Genomic DNA, 15,862 nt, shown 5'->3' with positions numbered 1-15,862 from the left:
GCATGACGACACCTGGATGCGTTGCAACGGCGGCACGATGTGGAGAGAGTACGAGGTCGCAGGGCAGAGAGACCTACGTGGTTTGTTACCCCGGAGGGGTGAAAGCTTTGTAGCCCCGGGTAAAACGAAGTGACACCCGGGGTTCGGGTGGTGTCCGGTGTTTCAGGCGCACCGGGAATGTTGCTCAGGTCGGTTCAGTTGCATGCGCCGCATGGTGATGCCACTGTCTTTGGGAGAATATTCTTTTTTCTTGTCCTCCAGCCGGACGGGCTGTCCATTTTGTCCTGTCACAAAACAGACGAAAAAGACCAGACTGCCCAAGGCAATTGCTGCGCACCGCTCACTTTCAACACGACATGCTTAACGCTACGCGTTGCACTTCCGTGTTTTCGTTCACTATTGCTGCGTGCAGTCGAGCGCTTCGAGCAAGGCCTAAAGTATGCAATTGCATTGTTCGGATCGGCTAATTTATAGCCAGCGCGGAAAATGAAGTGTAATACTCATTTTGTCGGAGATGTGTTGGTGTAGTCCTTGTTTGGTTCTCCCTTCAGGGAGTTAGTGGGTAAAACAAGGACGGTTTGCCTTCGCCGCATGGTGATGGTCTTGTCTTTGGGGGAATAATCTTTTTTCTTGTCCTCCAGCCGGATGGGCTGTCCATTTTGTCCTGTCACAAAATAGACGAAAAAGACCAGACTGCCCAAGGCAATTGCTGCGCACCGTTCACTTTCAACACGACATGCTTAACGCTACGCGTTGCACTTCCGTGTTTTCGTTCACTATTGCTGCGTGCAGTCGAGCGCTTCGAGCTAGGCCTAAAGTATGCAATTGCATTGTTCGGATCGGCTAATTTATAGCCAGCGCGGAAAATGAAGTGTAATACTCATTTTGTCGGAGATGTGTTGGTGTAGTCCTTGTTTGGTTCTCCCTTAAGGGAGTTAGCGGGTGAAGCAAGGACGGTTTGCCTACGGTGCATGGTGATGCCACTGTCTTTGGAAGAATATTCTTTTTTCTTGTCCTCCAGCCGGACGGGCTGTCCATTTTGTCCTGTCACAAAATAGACGAAAAAGACCAGACTGCCCAAGGCAATTGCATCGCACCGCTCACTTTCAACACGACATGCTTAACGCTACGCGTTGCACTTCCGTGTTTTCGTTCACTATTGCTGCGTGCAGTCGAGCGCTTCGAGCAAGGCCTAAAGTATGCAATTGCATTGTTCGGATCGGCTAATTTTTAGTCAGCGCGGAAAATGAAGTGTAATACTCAATTTGTCGGAGATGTGTTGGTGTAGTCCTTGTTTGGTTCTCCCTTCAGGGAGTTAGCGGGTGAAACAAGGACGGTTTGCCTTCGCCGCATGGTGATGCCACTGTTCTTGGGAGAATATTCTTTTTTCTTGTCCTCCAGCCGGACGGGCTGTCCATTTTGTCCTGTCACAAAATAGACGAAAAAGACCAGACTGCCCAAGGCAATTGCTGCGCACCGCTCACTTTCAACACGACATGCTTAACGCTACGCGTTGCACTTCCGTGTTTTCGTTCACTATTGCTGCGTGCAGTCGAGCGCTTCGAGCAAGGCCTAAAGTATGCAATTGCATTGTTCGGATCGGCTAATTTTTAGCCAGCGCGGAAAATGAAGTGTAATACTCATTTTGTCGGAGATGTGTTGTTGTAGTCCTTGTTTGGTCCTCCCTTCAGGGAGTTAGTGGGTAAAACAAGGACGGTTTGCCTTCGCCGCATGGTGATGGTCTTGTCTTTGGGGGAATAATCTTTTTTCTTGTCCTCCAGCCGGACGGGCTGTCCATTTTGTCCTGTCACAAAATAGACGAAAAAGACCAGACTGCCCAAGGCAATTGCTGCGCACCGCTCACTTTCAACACGACATGCTTAACGCTACGCGTTGCACTTCCGTGTTTTCGTTCACTATTGCTGCGTGCAGTCGAGCACTTCGAGCAAGGCCTAAAGTATGCAATTGCATTGTTCGGATCGGCTAATTTATAGCCAGCGCGGAAAATGAAGTGTAATACTCATTTTGTCGGAGATGTGTTGGTGTAGTCCTTGTTTGGTTCTCCCTTCAGGGAGTTAGTGGGTAAAACAAGGACGGTTTGCCTTCGCCGCATGGTGATGGTCTTGTCTTTGGGGGAATATTCTTTTTTCTTGTCCTCCAGCCGGATGGGCTGTCCATTTTGTCCTGTCACAAAATAGACGAAAAAGACCAGACTGCCCAAGGCAATTGCTGCGCACCGTTCACTTTCAACACGACATGCTTAACGCTACGCGTTGCACTTCCGTGTTTTCGTTCACTATTGCTGCGTGCAGTCGAGCGCTTCGAGCTAGGCCTAAAGTATGCAATTGCATTGTTCGGATCGGCTAATTTATAGCCAGCGCGGAAAATGAAGTGTAAAACTCATTTTGTCGGAGATGTGTTGGTGTAGTCCTTGTTTGGTTCTCCCTTCAGGGAGTTGAATCATAAAGAAACTTTGCCATTCAAAAAAAAGCCTGCCTTTAGGGGGCAAGCTCTTTTGTCTATCGTCTAATATCTAATATCTTCTTGTCTGGTCTCTTATCCTTTACCAATCGAGTGTAATTTAAATCCAATTGCTTTTAACTCGTCTCTGTTCAATATGTTCCTTCCATCAAAAACGAAGGCGGGCTTCAACATGTTGGTGTAAATTTTTTGCCAATCGTAGCTTTTAAATTCATCCCATTCCGTGAGGATGGCGATGGCGTGTGCTGCTTCCATGGTTGTGTAGGGATCGGCATGGATGGTCACCAGCTGTTTGATTTCTTCTTCACGAAGGGATTCGAATTGTTCCGAATTATGCGAATTTGTTCGACGGTGCTTCTGCAAGTATTCCAGGTCGGCGTAGACTTGTTCGGCACTAACCTGAGGATCGTAAACATGAATTTCGGCCCGATCCTGCAAGAGCTCGTCTGCGACATAAATGGCGGCAGATTCGCGGGTGTCGTTGGTATCCTTTTTAAAGGCCCATCCGAGGAAGGCGATTTTTTTGCCGGAAACGGTATTGAACAGCTTATCGATGATGCGCTTGGCAAAGCGGTGTTTCTGGTAATCGTTCAGGATCACGACCTGTTCCCAGTAGTCGGCCACCTGCGGCAGATTGAAGTGATGACACAGGTAAACCAGGTTCAGAATATCTTTTTGGAAGCAGGAACCGCCAAAGCCAACAGAGGATTTCAGGAATTTCGATCCAATCCGGCTATCCATTCCCATCGCACGGGCAACTTCGTCGACATCGGCACCTGTTTGTTCGCAGAGGGCAGAAATGGCATTGATGCTGGAGATCCGTTGCGCTAAAAAGGCATTAGCGGTTAATTTGGACAACTCGGACGACCACAAGCGGGTTGTGATGATCTTTTCGCGCGGGATCCAGTTGGCGTATATGTCGACTAAGGCGTTAATAGCCGTTTGCCCGGCCTCATCATCGTCACCACCAATCAAGACCCGGTCGGATTTGTACAAATCTTCGATGGCGGTCCCTTCAGCTAAGAACTCCGGGTTGGAAAGTACCTTAAACTGAACGCCATTGCTTTCAGATTCAAAGATCGTTTTGATCGACTCGGCCGTGCGAACGGGGAGGGTTGATTTTTCCACGACAATCTTATCATCTTTCGCTACCCGGGCAATTTGACGGGCACAGAGCTCGACGTATTTCAGGTCGGCAGCCATGCCTTTGCCAACACCAAAGGTTTTGGTGGGGGTGTTCACCGCCATGAAAATCATTTGTGCATCAGCAATTGCCTGGTCCACATCGGTGGAGAAAAAGAGGTTACGCCCGCGGGCTTCACCAACAACCTGATCCAGTCCGGGTTCGTACACCGGAAGCTTGGTCAGATCCGGATCATTCCAGGCAGCAATCCGTTTTTCATTTAAGTCAACAACTGTTACCTGGATGTGCGGACATTGTTGCGCAATCACAGACATGGTCGGTCCGCCGACATAGCCGGCGCCGATACAAGCAATTTTGGTAATTTTAGAAGGTATCATATTTAAAGCGAATTATACGAATTGATATACGTTTCGATAATTATTCCTGTTTATTTCTGTTGTAAGTTAAGACCCTGTTTTATGATGAGCACAATAAATCAGGCACTAATTTTAAAGCTTCAAACAAAATTAACAATGGATCAATTGGTCTTTTATTCCGAGGAGGGACGATTAAAGGATTGAAGGATTGGCGTTGCTCCGCGGCTTTTGTGTATTGAGCGACCTTTGTGATTTGACGGGAATTGTTGATTTGGGTTCGATGGGCTGTTCTTTTTTCGTGCACTAGTCGCTAAGCGGTTTGAACCGCTAAGCGACTAGTGCGGCCTTCAGGTAGCGTCTCGTTGATTAACCCGCAGTGTTCCACTGTTTTTTGACAGAGCCGTAGAACTCCCGGCCAAAGACCAAACCTGTTCCCAGGATTCCACCCAGAAAGACCCAGATGATCAAAATCATTGGGCGGTTGGGTTTTGATTTCTCTGACGGTACCCGTACCGGCTCGATAATCGTCAGAATCGGGGTGTCTTCCTTCACTTGTACCTGCGCCTGTTCCAGTTGTTTCGCCCAGTCGGAATACAAGGCGTAAGCCAGGTTGTATTGTGTTTGCAACTGTTCAAGCTGGGTCGAGGCGGTGGCGGTTGTAATGTATTTGTTGCGATCGCGGAACTCTGCCAATTCCTGTTGAATCAGCTCAAATTCCGCTTTTTTTTCTGCATACCGGGCTTCTATAAACTTCAGTTGTTCGTTTGCTTTGTCGAGCTTGTAGCGTGAAACGTAGTCCAACAGCATTGTTTGCGTTTTCCGGGTTACCTGGGCGGCCAACAGCGGATCACTGAAACGACTGCTTATTGTTAAGAAGCCTTCTTTGTCATTGATCTCCAGGTTGATTTGTCCCTGCAGTATTTTCACGATTTTGTCCTGATCTTCGGTCAGATTCAGTATGCTGGCCGAAAGTGTAGTGTCCAGTAATTCTCCCTGCTCCGGTTTTCCTTTTAGCGCACCAATCAGCAACCCCGGCAGTCCCAGCGTGTATTTTTTGACGTTTCCAAGTACTCCCGGTTTGTTATAGTTGACGAAGTAGTCATATAAACTAACCGGATGATCGACTTTCGGGCAGTTGAAGGTGCTGTTCATGAGTTCCAGCTGGAAGGGAATGGACTGAACAATTTGCGGATAAATATTCGGTAGAAGGGATTCTTTATCACCAGCGCTGCTCATGCTTACCCCGGCCAGGGAAGCTAACGAAGACAGGCCACCCAACTTGCTGGCGATGCTACCTCCGGTTTGCGGCACCATAGTGGTTGAGGCTGTATATTCTTTCGGGCTCAATAAGGCAAAGAGCAGCCCTAAAGCCATACCAATGAGTGTAAATTTAATGACAGTTTTCCGCCCATCCCAGAGTGTTTTGGCTAAAGCGATCAGATCGATTTCATCGTCTGTGTTTGTCGTCGTACTTGTATTATCTTTTGTCGTCATAATTATCTTTTGTCTTTTGTTGTAGCTTGTGCGATCCCGAAATCACGTTGTCACGCAAACACGTCGACACGATTGTGTCCTTATTGCTTAAACGACCATCGTTCCGGATTCGAACACCTATTAATTAACATCGCAATGATGTGTTCATAACGGTCGTATAATAATTGATGCTCCTCGTAACTGATGTAATTAAAAGAATGAGCAAAGTCGAGCCATACTTGTGTCTCTGAGGCTTCTGCCTCAACATCGGTTAATTTCGAAACAAAGTTCTTAGGATATCTTCTTTTTCTCCATAGTTCAGCTAAATTGGCACAAACAGAGCGAGAGCTTCTTCTGATTTGATCAGTTAGAGAATACTTTTCTTCGGCTGGGAATGATTTGCTAATCTCATGGATACGTATCGCAGCCTTAAATCCTTCCTGATAGACGTTTAAATCTTTATGTGATTTTATTTTATCCATATTGAACGCTCGTTATATGCTATACTCGTGTTTTCGTATTCCCGTGCCATCGTAATATTCGTACCCTCGTGCTGGCGTACCCCCGTGCCTTCGTGTCCTCGTCTTATCGTGTTTTATCGTAGTACGGCTGCAATGGCGATGGCTAGGGACGATAAGGTGCTGGCAATCGCTAACCAGGTTGTTACTTCGGTTTTTTGTTTCTCTGGTTTTTGAGGCACAATGATCTGGCTACCCGGTTCTACTTTGGGGTAATTCCGGAAGATAAAGCCTTTGGTTGCAGCCGATGTGCCATTGGCATAAACAACGTAAATTTTTCCTTTTTTGGCTTTGCTGCTGAAACCACCGCTGGCATCAACGTAGTATCTCGCTTTTTTGCCTTTTTCGTAGGATAAACCGGTTGGGTTCATAACTTCACCGTTCACCCAGATCTCTTCGGATTTCAAGGGGACGAAGATTTCATCACCTTCTTTCAGGGTATAATCATTCTCTGATCCGGGTTTGTTGAGGATTTGTGCCAGCTGTAATTCCAGCGATTTAAACTGTTGGTGCTGTATGGCTTCCAAAGTTGTATCCGCTTCCATTCGCATTTGGTTGGCAATTTCAATTTGCTCTTTCAGCTGGGCATCCACTTTGCGTCGCATGCGGGCACCTTCTTCGAAAGCGAACGGTGTCAATCCTCCGGCGCGTTTAATGAGGTCGGAGATGCGTTCGTCTTTACTGCTGATGCTGTATTGCCCCGGGTACTTCACCTCGCCCAATATGGTCACTGTTTTTTGAGGCTGGTACGAAGGTGCTTTGCGCACATAAACCTGGTCGAAGGGCTGCAGGATGAAGGCGGCGTCCTCGCTCGATAAGTCGAGATCGCGGCTGACTGCAAAGGTGTATAAGCTCACCATTTTGCTGTTGACGTCGGCCGCTTCTTCGTAGCTGTTGCGCCGGGCAACTTCAATATACGATTCACTCGCTGCTTCCCGCATACCACCAGCCATAAAGATGAGGTCTTTAAGGGTCATGTTGCGGTAGAAGTTGATTTCTCCGGGCTTCATAATTTCACCTAAAACCCGGATTGTCTTTTGCTCGCCGATGCTGTAAATATCGCGGATGATCACCTGATCTTCTTTTTGGATGATTGGATCATTGGTTCCTGTCAGCACTTCATTCACATCAAACGGAATGGTATTGGGATAGAGTTGTGAATCCAAACGAATAATTAATCCCCGGCTGGCAAAATAGTTGGGAACCAATCCGCCGGCCTTTTTAAATAAGTCGGAAAGGTGCATGTTTTCTTCCAAGGCATAGGTTCCGGGACGATATACCGCACCATCAATACTGACCCGGTTTTCGAATAGATTGATTACTTCTTCGGCCCGGATCACATCGCCGTTTTGCAGCTGAAATGAAGCAAACTGGTCTTGTTTCACATCCTCCAGTTTATAACCATCTTCCGTAAAGCGGGTAATTAAGAGACGTGCTTGAGACGCTTTATCGGTAAAACCTCCGGCATAGCTCAGGAGTTGGTTGATGTTTTCGCCTTCTTTCAATTCGAAAATGGCATCCCGCTTGAAAGCCCCGATGGCTTCTACGCGTTTGTGATAAGTTGGTATGAATAGGATATCCTGGTCGCGCAGCGCGATATTGTTGGTTGTGTTGTTGTTTAAGAGGTAATCGTAAACGTCAATTTCCCCGGCCAGCTTATTGTCGCGCATCACCCGAATGGAACGGAACGAGCCGTTTTCGTTCGGACCACCAGACAGGTACAGGGCATTAAAGACTGAAGCCGTTGCCGGAAGCGTATAAGTTCCCGGGTTGATGGCTTCACCAACAACATTGACTTTAATGGAGCGCAGGTTGTTGATACTTACTTCGGCGAAGGTATTCGGGTTGCTTCCGGTCATACCGTTGTAAATCGCCGAAAGTCGGTTTAAGAGATTGGAACGAACTTTTGAGAAATTTTGTCCGGCCACTTTAATCGGGCCCAAATCCGGAATATTGACGGAACCGTTTCCGTCGACCTGTAACAGGTAAGTTTGTTGGCTTGCTCCCCAGACATTGATGGAGAGTTCGTCGCCAATTCCCACAACATAGTCAGAAGGAACAGGGATATTGACTGAAGGCTCGAAACTCAAATTGTCCTGGTTGAAAAGCTGGTAGCCAAAGATTCGTTTATTTTTAGCTGTTGATTTTGAAGCACTTTTTTGAGCACCGACCTGACTGTCGGAATAGTTTGCTTCCTGTGGGGCCGGAGTCGCTCCTTCACGATACGATACTGAACTGTTTCCCGTTGTTCCGGACAGCTGAACCTGCTGGATGCGGGCCATTAACTGATCAATCTGTTGTTGTGAAGCTCCCCGGGCACGAGCCAATTCAGTCGCTTCGTTGGGTGTTAAACCCCGATCGTTGATTTCATCGACTATTTGTTTGATTTGTGCATCGGATAGTTTTTCAACCTTGACGGTTGAAAAATTGGTTTGTGCCTGAAGGGTAATTTGGGCTCCGCAAAGTAACAGTAGGAGCGACGCAATCACAAAGGATCTAAACATGTTTATCATTTTTCGTTTTAAACCTGAATCCATACCTGAATTTTTAGAGAACCGGAAAAGACTGCTAAATAATAGGCGTTTTGTTTCTCCGAAAAATCCATTGTACAGTTAAAGACTCTTGTTTTCGTAATTATTTTGTTTAAAAGCACGGCAAATTTAAAGAATTAATTCGATTTAGGATGAACTTTTTGAGGGATTGTCGACAATGATAAATTGACTGAGATATGGCATACCGGAAGATCGGTCATACGTCGGGCTTGAAGCAGTCGCAACCAGGGTGGGGTTTGTACCGAAAGGAATAAAAAACTCAATTTAGAGGACCCCACATTAGGATGCTTTAAATTGAGTTTTGACTTGTTGGAGCTGGTTTAATGGTTATAGCCTGATCATTCTCAAATGGGTTTTGTGCTCCAATTTGGCCAACTCTGAACGAATGGCTTCAGCTTTTTCAATTAGTCGGGGAGCAAAGGCGTACTCTTTCGTTGTCCGCTTCATCAGGTGCGGTTTGTAGATACTGTCAATCGGGATGAAAGTCGTATTCCGGTAGTTCCATTGCCGGTTCAGGTATTTGAAGATCATACAATCGATGTCAACCAGGCTTGATTCTTTGATCACGATGTAATTTGATGCGTTTAAGCGTCTTCTATTTTCAAGAATTCGCCTGTTGTATTCAATCCAAACGTTTAGAAAGTGATTGGCCGCTTGCTGTTCGAATAGTTGATATTTTATTTTCTGAATACCCTGTTCAATTGGGTTTTTGAAGTTTTGGATGGCCTTATGCTTGCGTCGAAAGAGCGAGTCGACCACCTGATGATAGTCCCGGTAAACGATGATGCAATTGTAGGAAGGGATGATTTTATGCCACAAATCCATGGTCAGGCAGGTTCGGGGGTCTTTCCATCCCCAGCAGTCTAAATCCTTCCGGTCGTCATAAAGAGCAGCTGCCTGGCTGGCAACATCCTGTGAATAGTTGAGTGATATTGGTTTGCTTACCTTGTACGTTTGATTGTTGGCCTTCAAAATTGTTTTATGCAGTTGATAAAATTGACGGTCCTCAAAATGCCCGTCACTATTGCCATTGCCAGGGCCAATCATTTCCTTGCCCATATCGAAGCCGCATTTTGTGAGCCATTGTGCCAGCATCGAAGTGCCGGATCGGTGCATACCCAGAACGATCAAAGGGTGTTTATTGATTCGGTTCGCTTCCTTTGGGAAACACGAGCTTTGTTCAAACATCTTGTTGGTGAATTTAAAACGTTATTGTCGGAAGTATTTCAGTTAAGATTCGATTGACTGATTGACGCTCAGTTTCGTTTGCAGTATAAAGAGTCTGGTCAGGTGCTGCTGGCTTTTCGAAGGGAGTGTGGATTCCGGTGAAATTTTTAATCAATCCCAGCCTGGCTTTTGTGTATAAGCCCTTGGTGTCGCGTTGTTCGCAGACAGAAAGTGGTGTGTCGACAAAAATTTCGAACACATCTTCTCGACCAATAATTTGATAGGCCATTTGTCTCATTTGCTCCGTTGGACTGATGCAGGCACAAATTGTTATGACGCCGCATTGCAGCATCAATTTGGAGATCTCAGCAATTCGCCGGATATTTTCGATTCGATCTTCAGCGTGAAAACCCAGGTTGCTGTTAATCCCGGAACGGATGTTGTCACCATCGAGAATTTGCGTTAGAAAACCGCGCTTGACCAATTCCTGCTCAAGCAGGGTTGAAAGCGTTGTTTTTCCTGAGCCGGAGAGACCTGTTAACCAAATTACTTTTGAGCGTTGTCGCAGTTTATTTTCTTTCTGCTTCCGACTTGTCAGGCGTTCAAATACCGGGTAAATGTGTTTTATGTCTTCCTGAAACATATTGGCTTGTTTATGATACGATGAAAAATGGATTCGTCAATTCTTGTTTGTTGTAGACGAGCGGGGTTAATTGGTCCATTAAGGTTAGATTCTTGCCGGCAGCGTTGGCAATTGCGTGACCGGCTGCGGTGTCCCATTCCATTGACGGTGCCAGGCGGGGATAAACGTCCGCTTTTCCTTCGGCAATGAGGCATATCTTGAGTGAACTGCCCATGCTGCTATATTCCACTTTTCGGTTGGCAGACCGGAGTTGGTGGACGTATTGTTGGGTTTCTTGGGTTTTGAATGAACGGCTACCAACAACCCGTAAGCGTTTTGATTTACGCTGAAAAGGCAAGCGAATTGCTTGTTTTTGCAAGTCGTCAAAGTCTGTGGGAAGGTCAATACAGGTGGTTTTCCAGGCTCCAATGTTTTCTCCGCCCCAGTATAGTTCCCCGGTTACGGGCACATAAATGACACCTAGTTTGGCTTGACAGTCTTCAATCAATGCAATATTTACCGTGAATTCACCATTGCGTTTCAGAAATTCTTTGGTTCCGTCCAGCGGATCGATCAGCCAGAATTTCTGCCAATCTTTTCGAATTTCATAGGCGATGCTTTCACCTTCCTCGCTTAAGACCGGTAAGCCGGTTTCTGCAAGGGTTTGTGTAATGACCCGGTGGCTCTTTTTGTCAGCATTGGTTAACGGGCTCAGGTTGGGCTTTATCTCGACCTCTAATCTTTGGTGGCGGCTGTTATAAATCGAACGGATTTCGTGCCCGGCTTTGATGGCGGCTTCCAGGCAAATGGATAAATAGCTTTGCATAAATCAAGTCTGTTTAATTGTTTTCTTGATTCAAATCCAGTTGGCAAAGTTTTTACCCTACTTTAACGATCAAAATTTTTTGTGCTGTTGTTGGGAGGGAACGGGATTTGTTCTTGCCGTGAAAAAAGATGTTTAGCCCGGTTAATTTCAGGGCATAAAAAAAGGATGTTGTCATCTGACAACACCCTTCAAGTATTTTAGAATTGAAAAACGCTTATAAAGCGTATTTCGCTTTTCTGTTCTCTTTTATTTTTTCATCAGTCAGGTAATCTTCGAAATCCATGTACTTATCGATCACGCCGTCAGGTGTCAGGTCAATCACCCGGCTACAGACCGATTCAATGAATTCGTGGTCATGCGAAGCCATTAATACCTGGCCCGGATATACTTTCATGTTGTTGTTGAACGACTGAATCGATTCCATATCCAAGTGGTTGGTTGGGTGGTCGAGAACAATCACGTTCGGATGCTCCAACATCATTCGGGAAATCATACAGCGCATTTTTTCACCTCCTGAAAGTACCTGAACATTCTTTTGGAGATCGTCGGTTCCGAATAGCATTTTTCCGAGGTAGCCTCTTAGGAAGGATTCACTGGTGTCGTGTGAATATTTACCCAGCCATTCGTAAAGTGTTTCCTTATTCTTGAAGAATTCGGTGTTGTCCATCGGTAGATAAGCGTTCTTGATGGTGACTCCCCATTCAAATTCTCCGGCTGTCGGCTGAAGTTCGCCCATGACGATATCGAAAAAGGCACTCATGACCCTGTTGTCTTTTCCCAGGAACACAACCTTTTCATCTTTCTCGATAGTGAATGTGGCATCTTTAAACAAAACTTCCCCATCCACTTCGTAAGTCAAACCTTCCACGCGGAGGATACGGTCTCCGGCTTGTCGTTCAGGTTGAAAAATAATTCCGGGATAACGACGGGTTGAAGGTTCAATTTCTTCAATATTCAGTTTGTCCAGCATCTTTTTACGGCTGGTTGTCTGTTTCGATTTTGCAACGTTGGCGCTGAAACGGCTGATGAACTCCATCAATTCTTTTCGTTTCTCTTCAGCTTTCTTGTTAGCATTCGCTTGCTGGCGTAAAGCCAATTGGCTGGATTCGTACCAGAACGTATAGTTTCCGGAGAAGGCGCGGATTTTACCGAAATCAATATCAACGATGTCGGTACAAACGTTGTCCAAAAAGTGACGGTCGTGGGAAACGACAATTACCGTATTCTGGCAATTGGCCAGGTAGTTTTCCAACCAAAGTACCGTTTCAAGGTCAAGGTCGTTGGTTGGCTCATCCAGTAACAGGTTGTCCGGATTACCGAACAGCGCTTGTGCCAACAGCACACGGACCTTAGCTTTGGCATCCAGGTCACCCATCAGGGTATAATGAAAATCTTCTTTTACGCCCAAGCCACTTAATAACATTGCGGCATCACTTTCAGCATTCCACCCGTCCATTCCGGCAAACTCATCTTCCAGTTTGGCAGCCAGCATTCCATCTTCTTCCGAAAAATCAGCTTTGGCATACAGGGCATCCTTTTCCTTCATCACACGCCACATTTCTTTATGGCCCATTAGAACGGTATCTAAAACCGGGAATTCATCGAAGGCATGGTGATCCTGCTTTAAGACCGATAAACGCTCGCCAGGTCCCATTAGGACTGAACCACGGGTTGGATCTAATTCATTCGATATCAAACGAAGGAAGGTTGATTTTCCAGCGCCGTTGGCACCGATTACTCCGTAGCAGTTGCCCGCCGTGAATTTCATGTTAACATCGGCAAATAAGGGTTTCTTACCGAACTGGATGGCTAAATTTGAAACGGTTATCATAGCAGTAAAACTTTCATTATCAATTAAGGGGCGCAAAGGTAACAGTTTTGACGGGTTTCACCATGAATGCTTATTAATAAATCCTTAAGTCGGTTGATAGGGCGGAACGAGGAGACCCGAAAACAAAGAAAAATAAGATCGAAAGGTGGCTCGATACACGCTGAGTTTTACTCGTTGCGAAAATCTATTTTTCAGATTTGTACTTTGTAATTAACCATTAACTTTGATGCTTACCAACGGGAAGAACTTTATTGTGCCCGACTTTTAATTGAATATCCTGTTATGAAGAAATTGGAAAACATAAATCCGCAGCCACTTTGGAACTATTTTGAGGCCATTTGCCAGGTTCCACGACCTTCGAAAAAGGAGGAACGCATTCGTCAGTTTTTAATCGATTTTGCGAATGAGCATGGTTTGGATAGTAAAACCGATACGATTGGGAACGTGCTTATTTTAAAGCCGGCTAGCCCGGGGCATGAAACGGCGCCAACTGTTATATTGCAAGCCCATATGGATATGGTTTGCGAGAAAAACTCGGATAAAAATTTCAATTTTGACACGGATGCAATTGTTCCCGTAATTGATGATGGATGGGTAAAAGCAGATGGCACAACATTGGGCGCAGACAATGGAATTGGCATTGCTGCTCAGTTGGCTGTGTTGGCTAACCCCGCTCTCGTGCATGGGCCGTTGGAATGCTTGATTACGGTCGATGAAGAAACCGGATTGAGCGGGGCTTTCGCGTTGGAACCCGGTTTTCTAACCGGTAAAATATTGCTGAACCTGGACTCGGAAGATGATGGCGAAATCTTTATTGGCTGTGCCGGCGGAGTCGATACGATCGGTGAACTGGAAGTCGTGAAGGAAAAAACTCCGGGCAACTCATTTGCACTGAAAATTATGGTGCGCGGACTTTGGGGGGGCCACTCGGGCGACGATATTCACAAGGGACGGGGAAATGCCAACAAAATTCTGGCACGCTTTCTTTGGAAGGCAGTTCGCGATTTTGGTGTCCGTATCGCGGATTTTAATGGAGGAAATTTGCGTAATGCCATTGCCCGGGAGGCTGAAGCGACGGTTATTGTGCCCTCAGTTCAAAAAGAGCAGTTGGTGGCCGAGCTGAATATTTATTCGGCCGATGTTGAATTTGAGTACCAACGGACCGAACCTAATTTGGTGGTTGATCACAGCAGCACCACGTTGCCCGCAAAGGTATTAACACAGGCAAGTCAGGAAATATTCCTAAATATGTTGGTTGCCTGTCCGCATGGTGTGCTCGAAATGAGTACACGCATGAAAGATATGGTCGAGACGTCCACCAATATGGCGTCGGTGAAGTTTGTTAGTGATTCTAAGGTTTTGGTAACAACAAGCCAGCGAAGCGAACTGGAAAGCCGGAAATATGCAGCAGCACAGATGGTGCGGTCGGTATTTGAACTGGCTGGAGCCGAGGTAAAGCATTCAGACGGTTATCCCGGCTGGACACCAAATCCCAACAGTTATGTTGTGGGAATCGCAGCCCAATCGTATAAACGTTTATTTGGGCAAGATCCCGTTATTCGAAGTATTCATGCCGGCCTGGAGTGTGGGCTTTTTCTGGAGAAGTATCCGGAACTGGATATGGTCTCATTTGGGCCAACAATCCGGAACGCGCATTCACCGGACGAACGTATTCATATTGAAGCCACCGGGAAATTTTGGCTTCACCTGCTTGATGTGCTGAGAGATATTGCGGAGAACAGCTAGTTATTCAATCACGACTTCTTTTCGAAACGGATCTTTTTTGCCGCTTCGATTGTTAAATTGAGGGTTTCCACTGTGTTCGATTGACAAATTAATATTAAATGCGTGTTTTTGTGACAATGTAATAATTGTTTGCGGACACAAATTTATATGTTTGTTTGGAAGTTGATTTATATCTTCTAATTTCACAATGGAAACATTACTGTGAATGCAATCGCTTGATTGTTGAGTGTTACCGTTGGTTAAAAGGCTGTTAGTTGAGTGATTGGGAAAGACTGAAGCTGCACCCCGTTTACGGTTTCATTCAAAGGCAGTTTTTTAGGAAGATAGAAATGGGTTGGTTGTCATATTTCTTCTGAACGAATAGGAACTGATGTTTATGCAAAAAGGGGGCGATAGCGATTATTTTCTTTGGAAAAGAATTAAATCCGGAAATGCTGAGGCTTTTCAGGAACTCTACAAGCTGTATGCGGATATTCTTTTTTCGTTTGGCACTATTTTCACCAAAGATCATGAGTTGGTGAAGGATTGCATCCACGACCTGATTTTTGATTTGTATAAATACCGGAAAAACCTGGCCGATAATGATAATATTCGGAACTACCTGTTTAAAGCGCTCAAGCGGAAGATTCAAACATCAGGGAAGAAAAGCTTAAAATTGGTTTATTCTGAAAATATGTCCAATGAATCGCTTCATTCAGACTCGGTTGCAGAACAGGAACATGCTGATGATGAGCAAATGCAAATGAAGCGGATTAACCGGTTAATCGATCAACTTCCCGGAAAACAAAAGGAAATTCTGAATCTTAAATTCCAGTTGGATATGCCTTATCATGAAATTGCTGTGGTCATGGACATTTCAGTTGAATCGGTGCGGACATCTGTTTACCGGTCAATCAAATCGATTCGCGAGCAATTGGACACCAAGGATCTGCTATTTTTATTTATTTTCATGAGGAATTCGCCTAAAATGTTATAATATTGAATTGCTAATGAAATAGATCCGCCGTTATCGTCATCGAAAGATACTATCGTTTTAAACTGTTCAGCGCATCCTGGTAAACGAGTTCTATTACAGGTGTTTAGGTGTTGGACATTAAAAGGGAAGAAAAGAAAGACAATGCCGGCGGGTTATTGTTGTTAAAAGAG

10 protein-coding genes are annotated in these 15,862 nt (G+C 45.5%); 2 read left to right on the top strand and 8 right to left on the bottom strand.

The genetic code is table 11. The annotated features are described in order from the left end of the window. Positions 1 to 2,556: 2,556 nt before the first annotated feature. The 8 genes from GJV22_RS10765 to GJV22_RS10730 form a co-directional block, all read right to left on the bottom strand. Positions 2,557 to 4,002, bottom strand: a complete 1,446-nt coding sequence (locus GJV22_RS10765) for a UDP-glucose 6-dehydrogenase (RefSeq protein ID WP_163712858.1) — start codon at positions 4,000 to 4,002, stop codon at positions 2,557 to 2,559. Positions 4,003 to 4,347: 345 nt separating this feature from the next. Beyond that, positions 4,348 to 5,475: a Wzz/FepE/Etk N-terminal domain-containing protein gene (locus GJV22_RS10760; protein WP_163712855.1), complete on the bottom strand. Its 1,128-nt coding sequence runs from the start codon at positions 5,473 to 5,475 to the stop codon at positions 4,348 to 4,350. A gap of 80 nt (positions 5,476 to 5,555) precedes the next feature. After that, positions 5,556 to 5,936 (bottom strand): four helix bundle protein, encoded by a 381-nt coding sequence (locus GJV22_RS10755; protein ID WP_163712852.1) that lies wholly within the window; start codon positions 5,934 to 5,936, stop codon positions 5,556 to 5,558. Between the two features lie 113 nt (positions 5,937 to 6,049). Next, positions 6,050 to 8,476 carry an SLBB domain-containing protein gene (locus tag GJV22_RS10750; protein ID WP_163712849.1) on the bottom strand — a complete coding sequence of 809 codons (2,427 nt, stop codon included), beginning with the start codon at positions 8,474 to 8,476 and terminating at the stop codon, positions 6,050 to 6,052. 375 nt (positions 8,477 to 8,851) lie between these two features. Continuing rightward, a complete protein-coding gene (locus tag GJV22_RS10745; protein ID WP_163712847.1) occupies positions 8,852 to 9,712 on the bottom strand; it encodes a sulfotransferase in 861 nt (286 codons plus the stop codon). A 13-nt stretch (positions 9,713 to 9,725) separates the two neighbouring features. Beyond that, positions 9,726 to 10,334, bottom strand: coding sequence for an adenylyl-sulfate kinase (cysC, locus tag GJV22_RS10740; RefSeq protein WP_163712843.1), 609 nt, complete (start codon positions 10,332 to 10,334; stop codon positions 9,726 to 9,728). A 10-nt stretch (positions 10,335 to 10,344) separates the two neighbouring features. Then, positions 10,345 to 11,139: a 3'(2'),5'-bisphosphate nucleotidase CysQ gene (cysQ, locus tag GJV22_RS10735; RefSeq protein WP_163712840.1), complete on the bottom strand. Its 795-nt coding sequence runs from the start codon at positions 11,137 to 11,139 to the stop codon at positions 10,345 to 10,347. 214 nt (positions 11,140 to 11,353) lie between these two features. Further along, complete coding sequence (locus GJV22_RS10730) at positions 11,354 to 12,970, bottom strand: ABC-F family ATP-binding cassette domain-containing protein (protein WP_163712837.1); 1,617 nt, start codon at positions 12,968 to 12,970, stop codon at positions 11,354 to 11,356. A 282-nt stretch (positions 12,971 to 13,252) separates the two neighbouring features. Between GJV22_RS10730 and GJV22_RS10725 the strand changes: the two genes are divergently transcribed. Beyond that, on the top strand, positions 13,253 to 14,716 hold the full coding sequence (locus tag GJV22_RS10725) for an aminoacyl-histidine dipeptidase (protein ID WP_163712833.1): 1,464 nt from the start codon (positions 13,253 to 13,255) through the stop codon (positions 14,714 to 14,716). Positions 14,717 to 15,086: 370 nt separating this feature from the next. After that, complete coding sequence (locus GJV22_RS10720) at positions 15,087 to 15,692, top strand: RNA polymerase sigma factor (protein WP_163712829.1); 606 nt, start codon at positions 15,087 to 15,089, stop codon at positions 15,690 to 15,692. The last annotated feature ends 170 nt before the right edge of the window (positions 15,693 to 15,862 follow it).

The organism is Mangrovibacterium lignilyticum (assembly GCF_010882175.1).
Classification (GTDB): domain Bacteria; phylum Bacteroidota; class Bacteroidia; order Bacteroidales; family Prolixibacteraceae; genus Mangrovibacterium; species Mangrovibacterium lignilyticum.
This window is presented reverse-complemented; position numbering and strand designations above follow the sequence as displayed.